This window comes from Micromonospora sp. NPDC049004 (genome assembly GCF_040649315.1).
In the GTDB taxonomy this organism is placed as follows: Bacteria; Actinomycetota; Actinomycetes; order Mycobacteriales; family Micromonosporaceae; genus Micromonospora.
On sequence record NZ_JBEZFG010000013.1, the window covers coordinates 48,404 to 63,006 of the forward strand.

The window sequence follows — 14,603 nt, forward strand, 5'->3', positions numbered from 1 at the left end:
TCGGCTAGCGTGCCGGGCATGCCCGTCGCGGTCGTCACCGACTCCACCGCCTACCTCCCGCCCGAGCTGGTGCGTCGGCACCGGCTGACCGTCGTTCCGCTGACCGTCGTGCTCAACGGCGCGGAGGGTCTGGAGGGGGTGGAGACCCAGCCCGCCGACGCCACCAGGGCGCTGCGCGAGCGGCGGGTCTCGGCCAGCACCTCCCGCCCGGCGCCCGAGCAGTTCGCCCGGACGTACCGCCGCCTCCTCGACGAGGGCGCCGACGGCGTCGTCTCGGTACACCTGTCCGCCGGCCTGTCCGGCACCGTCGAGGCGGCCCGGCTGGCCGCCGCCGACTTCGACGGTCGGGTCGAGGTCGTCGACAGCCGCTCCGCCGGCATGGGGCTCGGCTTCCCGGCCGTCGCGGCCGCCAGGGCCGCCGAGGCCGGGGCAGACCTCGCCGGTGTACGCGACGCGGCGCTCGCCGCCGTCGCCCGGACCACCGTCTGGTTCTACGTCGACACGTTGGAGTTCCTCCGCCGGGGTGGCCGGATCAACGCGGCCGAGGCGCTGTTCGGCACCGCCCTGTCGGTCAAGCCGATCATGCACATGCCGGACGGGGCGATCGTGCTCCGCGAGAAGGTGCGTACCGCCAGCCGGGGAGTGGCCCGTCTCGTCGACCTGGCCGTCGAGGCGGCCGGCGACGACGACGTGGACCTCGGCGTCCACCACCTGGCTGCGCCGGAACGTGCCGAGGCGCTGCTCGCCGCGCTCACCGAGCGGCTCGGCGCACGGCTGCACGACACGTACGTCTCCGAGGCCGGCGCGGTGGTCGCCGCGCACGCCGGGCCGGGGCTGGCGTGCGTGGTCGTGCACCGCCGATCGGACGGCTGACCCGGTGGCCACCGCGTGCGTGGTGACAGGTGGCGGCCGTGGCATCGGCAGGGCGGTGGTGCAACGGCTGGTGACCACCGGCGTCACGGTCGTCGTCGTGGAGCGCGACGCCGAGGCGGTGGACTGGCTGGCCGGGCACCCGGCCGGCGACCGCCTGCTGCCGGTGGTCGGCGACGCCGGCGACGAGCGGGTGGCCGAGCGCGCCGCCGAGGTGGCTGAGCGCGCCGGCCGTCTCACCGGCTGGGTGAACAACGCAGCGGTCTTCCGGGACGCGGCACTGCACTCGGCGTCGGCCGACACCGTCCTGGACCTGATCGGGCTGAACCTGCGCCCGGCCGTGGTGGGCGCGGCGGTGGCGGTCCGCCGGTTTTTGGCCGCCGGCACGGGCGGGGCCATCGTGAACGTCTCGTCGCACCAGGCCCGCCGGCCGGTGTCGGGCGCCCTGCCGTACGCCACGGCGAAGGCCGCCGTGGAGGGGCTGACCCGGGCGCTGGCAGTCGAGTACGGGCGGCACGGCATCCGCGCCAACGCCGTCGCGCTCGGCTCGATCGCCACCGAGCGGCACGCCGAGTTCCTCGCCGCGCAGGAGCCGTCCCAGGCCGAGTGGATCGACGCCGAGCTGACCCGGCTGCATCCGGTGGGCCGGATCGGGCGCGCGGACGAGGTGGCGGAGGCGGTCGCGTACCTGCTGTCGCCGGCGGCGAGCTTCGTCAACGGGGTGACGCTGCCGGTCGACGGCGGACGAGCCGTGCTCGGCCTCGACCCGGAGGCCCGCTGACCCGGCGCGGGCGTGCCGCCTCCGGGCCGTGCCGCCTCCGGGCCGTGCCGCCTCCGGGCCGTGGTGACGACCCGGAGACGGCGCGATCGGCGGACTGATCAGCTACGCAGGGCCCACTGCTGGTTCTGCTGCCCGTTGCAGGCCCAGAGGATGAGCTTCGTGCCGTTGGCGGTGGCGGCGCCGTTGGCGTCGAGGCAGAGCCCGGACTGGACGCCGGTGATGGAGCCGTTCGCGTTGACGTTCCACTGCTGGTTGGTGCCGCCGTGGCAGTCCCAGATGATGACCTGGGTGCCGTTGGTGGTGCCCTGACCGTTGGCGTCGAGGCACTTGTTGCCGTACACCTGGATCTGCTTTCCCGCGGTGTAGGTCCAGCGTTGGGCGGTGCTGTTGCTGATGCAGTCCCACAGTTGCACCTGGGTGCCGTTGGTGGTCGTGCCGTTCGGCACGTCGACACAGCGGCCGGACTGGGCGCCCACGACCTGGACGTTCTGCTGCGGGTTGCCGCCGCTGGCGGGGGTGTAGGCGGCAGCGGCGATGTTGGCCTGCACGGCGTCGTCGGTCGCGGCCGACGGGTAGCCGGACGTCAACACACCCTCGAAGAAGGTGCCCCGGCCGGTGATGCTGTTGTCGCCACCGATGCCGAGCAGGATCGCCCCCTCCTTCTTCATCGGGTTGTAGCCGTTGGGGCGTCGGCCGTCGAAGTACGTGGTCAGGCCGCCCGACTGCGCGTTCCCACCCCTGATCGCCCAGTGGTTCGGCTCGCCCTTGACCATGGCGGTCACGAAGCGGTGGTTGATCGACGCGATGTTGTTGTAACCCGCGTTCACCCCCGAGAACAGGCCCCACTCCAGGTCAGCCATGATCCAGGGGCCCGCCCCTGCTCCGTAGCCCCACTGCTTGTTGGCGCCGAAGTAGACGGTCTCCATGATGGCGCGCTCGTCGGCCTGGACGTTGGTCTGCGCGTTGCCGTAGTCGAAGCAGCACCACTGGTTGTAGTGCGTGCCGTCGACGACGGCGTAGATGCCCTCGGGCTGGTCGCCGGTCGCGACGCCGTTCGTGTTGTTGTTGCGGTAGCCGGTGCCGGGCGCGATGTAGACGCCGTACGCCTTCTGGCCGCCGATGGTGACCGGTGCCGCCTTCGCGTCGGCGAGGTTGTCGTACCCGCCGCCGGCGGGGCCGGTGAAGCCGCCCGGAGGCGCCTGGGTGAGGCGGTTGTTGCGGCCGGACTGGTCGTAGATGACCGTGATGACGCAGTTCGTGTTGGCGCAGAACGTGTCCTGGGTGGCGGCGTTGGCGACGCCCCCGGCAGTGAGCACGCCGACGTCGCGGGTGGTGTTGTCCGACGAGCGGCGGACCTGGTAGAGCGGGCCGTTGTACGCCCCGTACAGGGCTCGGGTGGTGCTGTGCGCGGCCACGCACGGCGTGCCGCCGGAGGCGTAGATGTCGCACGGGCCGGTGCCGGCTGCCCGGGCGACGCCGGGCGTCCCGGAGACCACGTAGGCGCCGGCCCCGGCGACGAGGACCAGCAGGGTCCCGGCGGCGGCCAGCGAACGGCTCAGCCTTCTCTTCATGTCCATGGATTCCCCTTGCGGTGGCGGTGGCGGTGGCGGTGGTGGTGGGGGACGGCGCCACGCATGATAACGCTAACATTAACCTTCATCCATGCGTCTGTCGCTACCTCCGGCGGCCAGGGGAGGCCCGGTCCTAGCAGACGCGAGCATGATCAGGGCGTTGTCCACAGAGGCGTCGGCTGTCCACAGGTCGGGCCCGCAATGACTCTCTCGTGGCGTCCGGCGTCCTAGCGTCGCGGCGTGTCAGACGACGAGGAGACAGCGGTACGTCAGCGTCTGCGCCGGTTGACGGCCACCACGGGTGGCGCGGCGTCGCTCGCGGAGGCGCTCCCGCTCGGCGTGCCGCCACCCCGGGTCGGTGCGCCGGTGACCGACCCGGCTGCGCACGTTCCCGCCGAGCCCGACGGCGGCGCCGCCGCACGGCTGCCCGGCCCGGGTGCGTTCGATCCGGGGCGGCGGGGCGTCCGCGCGTTGGCGGTCGTCGCCCTCGTGGTGGTGCTGGCCGCCGCTGGTTGGGCGTGGCGGTCCCGGCCGCACGCGGAACCGGTAACCCAGTCGACCGGCGCGGCGGCCCCGGCCGTCCCGGCGGAGCAGGGGAGCGCGTCGCCGGCCGGCGAGCTGGTGGTGGCCGTCGCGGGCAAGGTGCGCAGGCCCGGGCTGGTGCGTCTGCCAGCCGGTGCCCGGCTCGCCGACGCCGTGCAGGCGGCCGGTGGCCCGCTGCCCGGGGTCGACGTGGCGCTGCTCAACCCCGCCCGCAAGGTCACCGACGGCGAGTTGATCGTGGTCGGGGTGACGCCGCCACCGGTGCCGGGGGGTGGGCCCGATCCTGCTGCCGGTGGGGGACCGGCCGCCGGCGGTCCGCTGAACCTCAACACCGCGACGCTGGCCCAGCTCGACGCCCTGCCCGGGGTGGGGCCGGTGCTCGCCCAGCGGATCCTCGCCTACCGGGATCAGCACGGCGGGTTCAAGGGCGTCGGCGATCTGCGTCAGGTGGACGGCATCGGTGACGCGCGCTACGAACAGCTCAAGGATCTGGTGACGGTGTGAGCGGCACGCATCCCACGCCGTCGAGCCACCCGGACCCCGTCCGACCCCGGACGCCACCGCCGGATCTCCGGCTCGCCGGGCTGGCCGTGGCAGCCTGGCTCACCGCGCTCACCGGCCTGCACGTCGGCGTCCGTCCGCTCCTGCTGGTGGGCGGGACGGCGGCCGTGCTGTCGGCGCTGAGCGCCCTGCACCTGCTCGGCCGACTCGGCCACCCCCGCGCTGCCGCTCGTCGGCACGGCTGGGTCGCCGTCGCGGTCGGCCTCGGGGTGCTCTGTGGCGCGGCGGCGACCGCTGGCCGCCTGGCCGTCCGGGACGCGCCGCCGATCCGTGTCCTGGCCGAGCAGCGCGCTCCGGTCAGCGCCGAGCTGGTTGTCCGCGACGATCCGCGCCCGATCCGATCCGCCGGCCGTCCCGGCATGCTGCTGACGTCGAGTGAGCTGATCCGGCTGACCGGTCCAAACGGCCAGCGGATTCGGACGTCGGCGCGGCTGCTGGTCCTGGCCACCGACCCGGGCTGGCGAGGTCTGCTGCCTGGTCAGCGCGTGAGGGCCGAGGGTCGCCTCGGCGTTCCGCGCGGCGGCGATCTCACCGCGGCGGTGCTCGGCGCCACCGGACCCCCCGAGCGTCATGGTGCGCCGTCCTGGGCACAGCGCGCCGCCGGCACGCTGCGCGCCGGCCTGCAACGGGCCTGCGCTCCCCTTCCCGACGATCCAGGTGGCCTGCTTCCCGGGCTGGTGGTGGGCGACACGAGCCGCCTGTCGCCCGCCGTCGAGGAGGACTTTCGGGCGACCGGAATGACGCACCTCAATGCCGTTTCGGGCAGCAACGTCGCGATCGTGTTGGGTGCGGTGCTGTTGTTGGCCCGCTGGGCGCGCGCCGGCCCGTGGCTCGCCGGTCTGCTCTGCGGGGTGGCGCTGGTGGGGTTCGTCATCCTGGTCCGGCCGTCGCCGAGCGTCGTCCGGGCCGCCACGATGGGGGCGATCGGCCTCGTCGCACTGGCCGCCGGCCGACCTCGGGCCGCGCTGCCCGCGCTGGCCGCCGCCGTGACGGTGCTGGTGCTGGTCGACCCCGAGTTGGCCGGCGACGCCGGGTTCGCGCTGTCCGTGCTGGCCACCGGCGGTCTGCTGCTGCTCGCGCCGCGCTGGCGCGACGGGCTGCGCCGCCGGGGCGTCCCGGCCGGACTGGCCGAAGCGTTGGCGGTGCCGGCGGCCGCCCAGGTGGCCTGCGGCCCGGTCGTCGCCGGCATCTCCGGCACGGTCAGCCTGGTGGCCGTACCGGCCAACCTGCTGGCGGTGCCGGCCATCGCCCCCGCGACGGTGCTGGGCGTGACGGCCGCCGTGCTGTCACCGCTCTGGCCGGCGGGGGCCGGGTTCGTCGCGTGGCTGGCAAGCTGGCCCGCCTGGTGGCTGGTCATCATCGCCCGCCAGGGCGCCCGCCTCCCGGCCGGCACCCTGCCCTGGCCGGGTGGCGCGTGGGGCGCACTGCTGCTGGCCGGGCTGACCGTGGCGCTGCTGGTCGCCGCACGTCGACCGCTGGTGCGCCGGCTGGTGGCGGTCGTCGCCGCCGCGGCGCTGCTCGGCGTCCTCGGAGTCCGGCTGATCGCCACCGGCTGGCCGCCGCGCGGTTGGGTGGTGGTGGCCTGCGCGGTGGGTCAGGGTGACGCCCTGGTGCTGCCCGTCGCTCCTGGTCGGGCGGTGGTGGTCGACGCCGGCCCGGACCCGAGCGCGGTGGACGCGTGCCTGCGCCGGCTCGGCATCTCCGAGGTGCCGCTGCTCGTGGTCAGCCACTTCCACGTCGACCACGTGGGCGGCGTGGCCGGCGTCTTCCGGGGCCGGCGGGTGTCCGCCGTGCTGGCCCCGCCATCGACGGACCCGGCGAGTGGCCGGGACGCGGTCCGCGCGGCGGCGATGGGCGGGCGGGCCACGCTGCTCGGCACCACCGCCGGGGCGCTGCATCGGGTCGGCGGTGTCGACCTGCTCGTGCTCGGTCCGCCGTACCCGCTGGCCGGCACCAGGTCCGATCCGAACAACAATTCGTTGATGTTGCGGGCCACGGTCGCCGGGGTGCGGATCCTGCTGCCCGGCGACGCCGAGACCGAGGAGCAGCACGCCGTGCTGGCCCGGACGGCGGCGGAGCAGCTGAGGGCGGACGTGCTGAAGGTCGCCCACCACGGCTCGGCGTGCTGTCCGATGATACCGTACTTCTTCCCCCTCGGTCGAACAGTGGAGCAGAGACATGAGAGCGGCACTCTACCTGCGGATCTCGAAGGATCGGACCGGCGAGGCAGAGGGTGTCGAGCGCCAAGCCGAGGACTGCCGAGCCTTGATCGACGCCAAGGGCTGGACGCTGGTTGAGACGTTCACCGACAACGACACGTCGGCCACCTCGGGTCGCCGTCGACCAGGGTTCGAGGCTCTGATGCAAGCCGTCGAACGGCGAGCCGTTGACGTGATCGTGCCGTGGAACGCTGACCGGCTGTACCGCACGCCAGCAGACCGGCTACGGGTGGTCGAGGCTTGTCGGCAGCACAGCGTGTCCCTGCACCCCGTACGCGGGAGCGGCATCGACATGACCACCCCGAACGGGCGCATGGTTGCCGGCATGCTCGGCGAGATGGCGTGGGCAGAGGTTGAGAACAAGTCCGACCGGCAGCGGCGAGCCAACCGGCAGGCAGCGGAGAAGGGCAAGCCGTGGATGACCGGCCCGCGCCCGTTCGGCTACGCCAGGGAGAACGGCACCCTGGTTCCCCATGAGACCGAGGCTGAGTTGGTGCGAGATGCGTTCGCGCTCATCACCTCGGGTGCCTCACTCCTGTCGGTCACGCGCATGCTCAACGGGGCAGGTGCCCGCACCACCGTCGGCAACGAGTGGCGGCACAACAACGTGCGGGTGATGCTGCTCAACCCGCTGTACGCCGGTCTGCGTGCGTACGCCGAGATGCCGCCTCTCGGGTCGAAGCAGTCCGCCCGATCCCGTCCGCCGGTCGAGGCTCGCAAGCTGGTACCGGGGACGTGGGAAGCGTTGATCCCGGAAGATGTCTGGCGCGCATCGGTAGCCGTTCTGCGCGACCCTGCCCGGACAACCAACGTCGGCAACTTCTCGACGGTGCGGCACCTCGGAAGCAACCTGTTCCGCTGTGGTCGGTGTGAAGCTGAGACCGGCACTGAGGCTGACGCCAAGCGGAACGGTGAGCCGGTGATGGGGGTCAACTACACCAACCCTCGCCGCAGCGGAGAGCAGGGCCACCGGATCTACAAGTGCAAGCGGTGCAACGGCAGCCGGCGAGCCGACCCCGTTGATGAGTTCGTGGGTGAGGTGATCGCCGCCAGGCTCGACCGCAGCGACGTTGCCGACCTGGTCGCCGTCGACAAGGCAAGCGGCAGGGAGTTGAGCGCACTACGGCGTGAGGCAGGGGAGTTGCGTGCCCGGCTCGATGTGCTGGCCGATGCTCTCGCTGACGGGGAGATGAGTCGGGACCAGTTCGCCCGCGCCAACCGGCGTGCGCTCGACCGGCTCGCCGAGGTGGAGGGTCAGTTGACGGTGGCGGGCGGCAGTCACGTACTGGCTGGCTTGCACGGTCCGGGGGCGGGGCGACGCTGGCTCACCTCGGATGACATCCAGTGGAGACGGGCAGTGCTCGCCGCGCTGGTCGAGGTGGTGTTGCAACGAGCCAAGACAGGCAGGCCGCGCAACGCTGAAGAGATCGACCCGACCAGCATCGAGTTCCGGTGGCGTCAGTTCTGACCGCCGTCCTGGTCGGGCTCGACGTACCCGCCGATGTCCTTGACCGTTCCCGCCTGGTCGATGACCAGCCGTTGTACGTGCAGCATGCCTGCCTGCGGTAGCCGGACAACCTTGCCCGTCACCGCATGCCGCTTGCCGTCGTCAGCCCGTCGCCAACGCAGGATGCCAAGCTGTCCGTCACCATCGCTGACCGTCCACTGATCGCCCACCCGCTCGACACGCAGCCGGTCACCGATCCGAACGTCAGCGACCCGAGGTAACGGCGCGGGCTTCATGGCGAGTCCGTGCACAGGCGGGGTGTCCCGGTCGTACAGGTCTTGAGCCAGCGGACCAGCGATGCCGATCAGCCGATCCCCGTTGGCTCGCTGAGAGATCACCGGGTACTGCTCGATGTGCTCGGTCATGCCTGCCCTCCCGCTGGTCGGTACGTCAACGTAACGCGAGGCTGGCTGTTCCGGTGGCGTCAGCCGTGACACTGCCTGATGGCCCGGCGTTGGTAGCCTGCTGGAACCGCAACCGCCATCGATCCGGGGCAGGCAGAGTGACCACCGCCGAGAAGATCACCGCAGTTATCGCCCTCCTTGCCGCGCTGGGTGTGGGTGCCCTGCTCCCGATGCTGGTTGGTCACCTGCTCGGTCGGGGTGAGAAGAAGGTCAACATCGCTGACAAGTCAGTGCAGATGGCCGAGACGCTGATGACCAGGATGGAAGCGGAGATAACGCGGGCGGAAGAGGCGCTCGGCAGAGCGCGGAGGGAGAACCAAGAACTGCAAGCAGAGCTGACGAAGGCAACAGCGAGCATGGGTCGATCTCTCAACCCTCAAGAGCGCAGCATCCGCCGCAGACTGAGTGAGTCGGATCGGGAGCTTGAAGCCTCGCTCAACGCCCTTGCCCGCCTGCAAGGAGATGTGCAGAAACTCAGCGAGGGCGAGATCGAGCGGCTGTCGCGTTACCTCGACACGTCGCCCGAACTCAGGATGCGGTTCATGTCTCTCTACATGGAGCTGCACGAGGCGCGCTCCAAGCGTGGCGACGGTAACGGGACTGGCGGGACTGTGTCGCGACAGCGGCACTGAGCATCCACTGCCGCCCCTGGGGGTGTGACCCCTTCGGCCTGAACTCCCGCACCGCTTCGTCATAGCAGCCAAGATCGCGCCACGGTTCCGAAGTCGATCGGATCGGCCCGATACGCCGTCCCACCAGGGCATGTGCCTACTGCGACGTGTAGCAGAGTGCCACTGTTGGAACCTCGATGATCTTGGAACGCCAACAGGCGGGGCACCGCCAGGTCTTCCCAGCAGTACCCCGCCTCGTTGACTGTCAGGCCGCAGCCCGAGCCGCACGCTTGCGGCATGTTGCTCCGCAGTACCGTGCCCGCTGACTGTTCACCGGGTCACCGCACTCGACGCAGCACCACTCGGCGGGCTCGTCGTCCAGGTGGTCACCGGCCGCCATGACGGCAGCCATCACCTCCGGGCTGATCGCCTTGTGGCTGTTGTCGCGGTAGCTCCTCGCCTTGAACCCTCGCGCCCGCTTGCGCGCGGTGGCGTACGCCTTGACGATGGCCCGCGTCTTGTCGTCGTTCGCCGCCTGGTGGACAGCGTCCAGGTCGTTGGTCACGTGCCCGTCGGTGCAGTACCGGGCCATGTGGTTGACCAACTCCTGAGCGGTGGGGGTGTGCACTGGGATCAGCTCCTCGCTGCCGATGGACGCGACCTGTTGTCGTCGTCCAGGCCCGATCCCTCTCGGTCCCTCTCCGTTCGGCTGCTCCGATCGCTGCCTCAGCACCCCATCCGTAGGCTCAGAAGTGTGACAAGCCGCAGGTCACAGCCTTGATCAACAGGGCCGCGGCGCCTCCTGCATGTCCCTGTGTGGGCAGGGGTGGGGGAGCCCTCCTCGTGGCTCTCAGAGGACTCCCCATCACCTGCTACTCGGTCAGGCGACAGCCGCCACGAACTCGGCCAGCGCGGTCACCGTGACGGCAACGTTGCGCACATCCGCCCCGGAGTTGGCCCGCTCGCCCTCGACCTTCAACCCGACGCAGCGGCCGAGACCGTCGGCGTACCGGCCTTCCAGCTCGACCAGGCCGGCGGTCAGCGCGATGGAAGCCGAGTCGTACGGCTTGGCCGTGGAGGCGTTCGTCATGCTGAGGCTCAGCCGCACCAGGCTGCGCCGCTCACCGTCGACCACCTCGGACTTGATCAGCTCGCCCCAGTTGCTCAGGGCACCACCGGCCCGCCAGTCCGTCAGGGTGGCCCGGAGAGCGGTCGCCGCGTCAGCCGAAGCGAGCTTCGCGTGGTAGGCGGTCGGCTCGGTCGGGATGTACGGGGTGAACTCCCAGCCCCGCTGGATGGACGCACCGACGGTCGAGATGTACCCGCCGCCCTTCATCGCGGTGAGCTGTTCGGAACCGTTGACCACCCCCGTCGAGACCTGCGGGCACTCCTCGACAGCCTTGCGGAGCGCATCCTCCGTCAAGGCGAGAGGGGCAGCGGTGTGCATCTCGATGATGACCTCAGCGGAGAGAGCACCCCCGCCGGTCCGCGCCTGCTTCGTCGCGTTCCGCTGGTGCACGTACACAACCGGCTGACCGTCATGCTGGCTGCGGTCCGGGGTGGAGTCGACCACCTTCACCGGGACGCCGGTCAGTACCGGCCGGATGGCGTCGGCGATGACGCCAGCCACCGACACCTTGTCGGTCACCTCGGCGTTCTTGATCGCCTTCGCGAGAGCCCGCTCCGCAGCCTTCACGAGGATGTCGGCACGCTCAACAGCGGTGGCCGCCTCGGTCATGTCAGCGGTGGTGACCGTCTCGTCGCCGGAGTTGAGGCGGTCGGTCAGATCCTCCTGAGCCAGCTCCGCAGCGGAGTGATCCCGCTGGCGACGGGCCAGGATCTCCCGAGCCTCAGTGACAGCGTCGGCAGCGGTCTGACGGGCGGTCTTGGTAGCGGTGGTCTTGGCGTTCTTGGTGTTCGTAGACACGGTTGGTTCACACTCCTGTGTGTTGTGGTTGCAAGGCATGGCGGACCGGGACGCCGTTGTCCCGGCCGCCGGGTACTGCTGGTTGGGCTGGATCAGTTGCCGATGAGCAGGGACGCCTGCCACCAGTGCTTGGCGCGGTAGAGACCGCACTCCCGAGTCATGGGCAGGTTCGAGGACTGGCGAACCCGGAAGTTCAGACCCTCGTAGGCGGGGTCCAGGTAGCCCGGATGGATCCGAGATGACTCGGCCTCGGTGTACTGGAGGTCGCGGGGGCTGAGGACGAGGTGGCCCTCATGGGCGTACGTCACCACGACCACCGAGAGGCGTGCCCAGTTCCGGGAAGCCGAGATGAGGGGAACCTCGCGGTTCGACTTCCACAGGATGGCGGGCACGTTCTTCGGTGCGCGCATGAGCGGGTGCCCGGTCGGAAGCTGGATCACCTCGCCAAGGTGGCTGTAGGCGTTCGTGATCAACTGACCGACGAGGGTGAGCAGATCAGCGGGGGGAAGCCTCCGACTGTCGATCACCACTGGACCTCGGAAGCCGCCTGCTGTTCGGCCTTCCGCCGTCTCGCGGCGGTGTTGCTGGACTGGATGGCAGCGCGGAGAGCCCGGTGTGCCCGGGACAGCTCGGTGACGGCCTGGTCGATCCGCGGAGACCAGGTGTACGGGAAGGCGTGCACGGACGCCAGGGCAAGCCCGTGCTGTGCTTCCTGGACATCCACCCGGCCGATGGCAACCTGCTCCCGGTGGTACCACTCGTCCTTGCCGAGCGGGTAACGGTTCTTCGTGTTGGTGTTGATGGCGGACTCCCATCCGCTCGTTGACCCGGCAGGTCCCGGGTCCTCATGGATCTCCCTTCACTCGTTGACCGCCCCCGGCCGGGGGCGTCTTCGTCTTGCCGCTGATCGGGTCTTCCAGGTGATGCCCGCTCTCGCGGGCTCATCGGCTACCCGGGTCTGCTCTTGCTTCTCGCCGCCGCAACATCCCGAGGGACGGCAGCCGCTCAGTCGCCCAGGGCAGCCGGCTCGCATGCGGGCCTCTGGGCATGGGTCGCGACCGTGCGCCAGTCGTACTGATCAGGTGCCAGTCGTTGACGGTTGAGGGTGAAGAAGAGTAGAGAGAACACTTGTGTTCTCCCAGGTCAGGTGCCAGATGGTGACGCACCAGAGGCGTCACCTTGACGCATCAGAGGCGTCACCCTGAGCCCTCGACTGACGCCGTGCTCATCGCAGGTGTACGAGCCTCGACCGCCACGCTGGAAGACTCTCTGTGAGACGACCAGGCAGCGAGCGTTGGACGCGGGCTCGATCAGGCCCCGGTCCTTCGCCTCGGCGATGGCCTTGTTCAAGGTGTTGCGGTGGGGTTCCTTGCCTCGCCCGTCGGCGAGGATCTGCATCAGGGTCAGCCCGCCGAGCCGACTGTGTCCGATGTTGTTCGCCCACCCGATCGCCGCGTACTCGATCCTGTAGACCAGCGGGTGCCGGGGATCCTTGGCCCTGCGGCGCATGGCGGCCTGGTTGCACCCACCCCACGAGTCGCCCCCGAAGTTGATCGCCATCAGTCGTCGCCGTCTTCGTCGCGCAACCAGTAGTCGCCGGTCACGTTGAGGCCGATCTCATCGAGCAGGTTCCAGACCTCACCCCACCCGTAGAGCAGGCAGCGCGCCTCGTCCCTGGACTCGTCGTCACCCTTGGCGCGCAGTTCCAGGTAGTAGGCCCATGAGACCTGTGCCCGTCGGTAGGCGTCGGCGAGAGCGGGCAGGCTGAACGTCCTCGGGATGCTCACCTCCCGCCACCCCAGACCGCGCCCAGCTCGATCGCTCGCCGCAGAGACATCGGCAGGTACCGGGACTTGGCCCCGTAGGTCTGGTGCATGCGGGAAGCCGCAGCCTCAGCCTCGGCGTAGGTGCCTGTCCTGATCCCCGTGTCGCAGTACCCGTCGGCTCGCGTCCACTCGGCGACCATGTAGCCACCACTGTCCACGATGGGGACACCTCCTCCATGTCTTGACCCGGCGGGTCCGGGTCGTCATGGGCCTCCCTTCACTCGGTGGTAGGTGTTGTCAGTGGTCAGTAGCTGCGGCGACGCGCAGCCCGAGCAGCCTCGATCGGGTCGAAGTAGCCGTCACCGTTGGCGTCCAACGGGTCCAGGCCGCCGGACAGGTTCATCACCCGTTCCAGCTCTGCTTCGTCGGCTTCCGCCTTGGCCGCCCGCTCTGCCTGCTCGGCTTCCCGGTCAGCCTTCCGGGCCTTCCGTGCCTCGATGTCGGCGACGATGGCGTCGGACTTCTCGTCGATGCGGCGAAGACGTTCGTAGTAGTTGGCGCTCACGCCGCGTCCCCCTGGTGCCGCTTGGTGGTGATGGTCAGGAGCGCACGCAGCCGTGCGCGGGTGGCCGGGTCGATGGGTGGGGCAGCGTCGGCCAGTCGGCGCGCTACCTGCATCAGCTCATCCGTCACGCCGCCGCCCTCTCAGGGCAGTTGGGCATGGCCGCCGGTAGTGGTTCTCGGTGCACGGGTAGCTACCCGCCTCTCTCGTTGTGACCCCGCCGGTCGGGGTCGGCATGCCTCTCCTCGTCGCCGTTGTTCGCGCCCGACTTCGGTGACCGGTGCGCCTTGCTGGTGCGCGGTCCATGCGTCCGGCTCGGCCTGCTCTCCGTTGTCGGGTCATCGCATGGCTTGCTGCCGGTCACTGGGACCGCGCTTGTTGGCCCGCCTCTCAGTTGGGTCGGGCCGCACGTTATGGAGTTGGTGGGGCGACCTCGCAGCCATCAGCCCCACGACAACAACTCTACGCATCCAACCCCAGCTTGACAAGCCAGAGTTGCATGACCTGGGTCACGCTTCGCCCCATGCCTGGCAACTCAGGGTTGGACGTGCCAGACTGCCCACATGGCTGCGAAGACGATCACGAAGACGAAGACGCAGACGGAAGCCGGCTGGACCGTCACCGCGACGTGGGAGGTTGGCGAGGATGGGCCGGTCTCTACCGGACCCTCGTCGGTGTCCGTCACGCTGGCCGCTGACGCTGACCCGAAGGTGAGGGTGCGTGGCTACACCACCGGGGTCGCCCGGCGGGTTGAGCGGATGATCGCCGACATGCAGACCGAGGTGGTCGGCCAGCCCAAGGCAGCGCACCTCTCAGGGATCTCTGCGCGGGCACTGACGAACGCCATCGCCGAGATGCCGGACAGTCCGCGCAAGGGGCCAGACGCCTACTACCGGGGGCTGCTCGCGCTGTTCGACATGCTGGATGCAGCCGGCCACCCTGCCCCGATCAACGTCCTGTCGGACCGCCTCGGGGTGCCGAAGCAGACCATCAAGACGCAGCTTGCTACGGCACGCCAGCGGTACCGCTGAGCCGCGAACACGGAAGCCCCGGTCACCCGTGTTGGGTGCCGGGGCGTCTTCGCGTCTGGCTACGTGAACGGCGTGCGCCTGGTCCAGCCGATGAACCTGGTGAAGAGGACGTGGGGGCCGGGCATGTCGTGGGGGTTGAGCTTCACCAGGTCGCCGGTCGCGTCGAACAGGTAGCCGGCCATCTCGATCGACAGCCCGACCGGGTCATCGTCGAACACGGCGCGCAGGGTCAGTCGGGCCGTCGGGCACG

Annotated in this window: 19 protein-coding genes; 7 read left to right on the forward strand and 12 right to left on the reverse strand. The window is 70.4% G+C overall.

Annotated features, from left to right (window positions below):
• Nucleotides 1-18 precede the first annotated feature (18 nt).
• Complete coding sequence (locus tag AB0B97_RS29755) at nt 19-873, forward strand: DegV family protein (protein ID WP_357498330.1); 855 nt, start codon at nt 19-21, stop codon at nt 871-873.
• Between the two features lie 4 nt (nt 874-877).
• Nucleotides 878-1,651: an SDR family oxidoreductase gene (locus tag AB0B97_RS29760; RefSeq protein WP_357498332.1), complete on the forward strand. Its 774-nt coding sequence runs from the start codon at nt 878-880 to the stop codon at nt 1,649-1,651.
• Nucleotides 1,652-1,749: 98 nt separating this feature from the next.
• Here AB0B97_RS29760 and AB0B97_RS29765 read toward each other — a convergent pair whose 3' ends face one another.
• Complete coding sequence (locus AB0B97_RS29765; protein ID WP_357498334.1) at nt 1,750-3,228, reverse strand: arabinofuranosidase catalytic domain-containing protein; 1,479 nt, start codon at nt 3,226-3,228, stop codon at nt 1,750-1,752.
• Nucleotides 3,229-3,462: 234 nt separating this feature from the next.
• Between AB0B97_RS29765 and AB0B97_RS29770 the strand changes: the two genes are divergently transcribed.
• The 3 genes from AB0B97_RS29770 to AB0B97_RS29780 are packed head-to-tail and all read left to right on the forward strand — an operon-like array spanning nt 3,463 to nt 8,013.
• Entirely contained in the window at nt 3,463-4,269 is an 807-nt protein-coding gene (locus tag AB0B97_RS29770) for a helix-hairpin-helix domain-containing protein (protein ID WP_357498336.1), read from the forward strand.
• Nucleotides 4,266-6,623 (forward strand): ComEC/Rec2 family competence protein, encoded by a 2,358-nt coding sequence (locus AB0B97_RS29775; protein ID WP_357498338.1) that lies wholly within the window; start codon nt 4,266-4,268, stop codon nt 6,621-6,623. Before AB0B97_RS29770 ends, AB0B97_RS29775 begins: the two co-directional genes overlap by 4 nt.
• The gene (locus tag AB0B97_RS29780; protein WP_357498340.1) at nt 6,505-8,013 is read left to right on the forward strand and encodes a recombinase family protein; all 1,509 of its coding nucleotides are present in this window, start codon (nt 6,505-6,507) and stop codon (nt 8,011-8,013) included. The genes AB0B97_RS29775 and AB0B97_RS29780 overlap by 119 nt, the downstream gene beginning before the upstream one ends.
• Here AB0B97_RS29780 and AB0B97_RS29785 read toward each other — a convergent pair.
• Nucleotides 8,004-8,417: a hypothetical protein gene (locus AB0B97_RS29785; RefSeq protein ID WP_357498342.1), complete on the reverse strand. Its 414-nt coding sequence runs from the start codon at nt 8,415-8,417 to the stop codon at nt 8,004-8,006. The two genes, AB0B97_RS29780 and AB0B97_RS29785, sit on opposite strands and share 10 nt — an antisense overlap.
• A 137-nt stretch (nt 8,418-8,554) precedes the next feature.
• On the opposite strand from AB0B97_RS29785, the gene AB0B97_RS29790 reads away from it, so the two are divergent.
• A complete protein-coding gene (locus tag AB0B97_RS29790; protein WP_357498344.1) occupies nt 8,555-9,088 on the forward strand; it encodes a hypothetical protein in 534 nt (177 codons plus the stop codon).
• Nucleotides 9,089-9,332: 244 nt separating this feature from the next.
• Here AB0B97_RS29790 and AB0B97_RS29795 read toward each other — a convergent pair whose 3' ends face one another.
• The 9 genes from AB0B97_RS29795 to AB0B97_RS29835 form a co-directional block, all read right to left on the reverse strand.
• Nucleotides 9,333-9,695, reverse strand: coding sequence for a hypothetical protein (locus AB0B97_RS29795; RefSeq protein WP_357498346.1), 363 nt, complete (start codon nt 9,693-9,695; stop codon nt 9,333-9,335).
• Between the two features lie 252 nt (nt 9,696-9,947).
• Complete coding sequence (locus tag AB0B97_RS29800; RefSeq protein ID WP_357498348.1) at nt 9,948-10,994, reverse strand: hypothetical protein; 1,047 nt, start codon at nt 10,992-10,994, stop codon at nt 9,948-9,950.
• A 92-nt stretch (nt 10,995-11,086) separates the two neighbouring features.
• Complete coding sequence (locus AB0B97_RS29805) at nt 11,087-11,521, reverse strand: hypothetical protein (RefSeq protein WP_357498350.1); 435 nt, start codon at nt 11,519-11,521, stop codon at nt 11,087-11,089.
• The gene (locus AB0B97_RS29810) at nt 11,518-11,718 is read right to left on the reverse strand and encodes a hypothetical protein (RefSeq protein ID WP_357498352.1); all 201 of its coding nucleotides are present in this window, start codon (nt 11,716-11,718) and stop codon (nt 11,518-11,520) included. Before AB0B97_RS29810 ends, AB0B97_RS29805 begins: the two co-directional genes overlap by 4 nt.
• A 419-nt stretch (nt 11,719-12,137) precedes the next feature.
• Nucleotides 12,138-12,554 carry a hypothetical protein gene (locus AB0B97_RS29815; protein ID WP_357498354.1) on the reverse strand — a complete coding sequence of 139 codons (417 nt, stop codon included), beginning with the start codon at nt 12,552-12,554 and terminating at the stop codon, nt 12,138-12,140.
• Nucleotides 12,554-12,781: a hypothetical protein gene (locus tag AB0B97_RS29820; protein ID WP_357498356.1), complete on the reverse strand. Its 228-nt coding sequence runs from the start codon at nt 12,779-12,781 to the stop codon at nt 12,554-12,556. The genes AB0B97_RS29815 and AB0B97_RS29820 overlap by 1 nt, the downstream gene beginning before the upstream one ends.
• Nucleotides 12,778-12,978, reverse strand: coding sequence for a hypothetical protein (locus AB0B97_RS29825; protein ID WP_357498358.1), 201 nt, complete (start codon nt 12,976-12,978; stop codon nt 12,778-12,780). Before AB0B97_RS29825 ends, AB0B97_RS29820 begins: the two co-directional genes overlap by 4 nt.
• 86 nt (nt 12,979-13,064) lie before the next feature.
• Nucleotides 13,065-13,325, reverse strand: coding sequence for a hypothetical protein (locus AB0B97_RS29830; RefSeq protein ID WP_357498360.1), 261 nt, complete (start codon nt 13,323-13,325; stop codon nt 13,065-13,067).
• On the reverse strand, nt 13,322-13,453 hold the full coding sequence (locus AB0B97_RS29835; RefSeq protein ID WP_357498362.1) for a hypothetical protein: 132 nt from the start codon (nt 13,451-13,453) through the stop codon (nt 13,322-13,324). Before AB0B97_RS29835 ends, AB0B97_RS29830 begins: the two co-directional genes overlap by 4 nt.
• Nucleotides 13,454-13,885: 432 nt before the next feature.
• On the opposite strand from AB0B97_RS29835, the gene AB0B97_RS29840 reads away from it, so the two are divergent.
• Nucleotides 13,886-14,353, forward strand: coding sequence for a hypothetical protein (locus AB0B97_RS29840; protein WP_357498364.1), 468 nt, complete (start codon nt 13,886-13,888; stop codon nt 14,351-14,353).
• A gap of 59 nt (nt 14,354-14,412) precedes the next feature.
• Here AB0B97_RS29840 and AB0B97_RS29845 read toward each other — a convergent pair whose 3' ends face one another.
• The gene (locus AB0B97_RS29845) at nt 14,413-14,571 is read right to left on the reverse strand and encodes a hypothetical protein (RefSeq protein WP_357498366.1); all 159 of its coding nucleotides are present in this window, start codon (nt 14,569-14,571) and stop codon (nt 14,413-14,415) included.
• Nucleotides 14,572-14,603 lie beyond the last annotated feature (32 nt).

What these genes read in the sequence shown, in the direction of transcription:
- AB0B97_RS29815 (WP_357498354.1), bottom strand. Translation starts at nt 12,554, where the DNA reads ATGGCGATCAACTTCGGGGGCGACTCGTGGGGTGGGTGCAACCAGGCC.
- AB0B97_RS29755 (WP_357498330.1), top strand. Translation starts at nt 19, where the DNA reads ATGCCCGTCGCGGTCGTCACCGACTCCACCGCCTACCTCCCGCCCGAG.
- AB0B97_RS29780 (WP_357498340.1), top strand. Translation starts at nt 6,505, where the DNA reads ATGAGAGCGGCACTCTACCTGCGGATCTCGAAGGATCGGACCGGCGAG.
- AB0B97_RS29765 (WP_357498334.1), bottom strand. Translation starts at nt 3,228, where the DNA reads ATGGACATGAAGAGAAGGCTGAGCCGTTCGCTGGCCGCCGCCGGGACC.
- AB0B97_RS29840 (WP_357498364.1), top strand. Translation starts at nt 13,886, where the DNA reads ATGGCTGCGAAGACGATCACGAAGACGAAGACGCAGACGGAAGCCGGC.
- AB0B97_RS29785 (WP_357498342.1), bottom strand. Translation starts at nt 8,417, where the DNA reads ATGACCGAGCACATCGAGCAGTACCCGGTGATCTCTCAGCGAGCCAAC.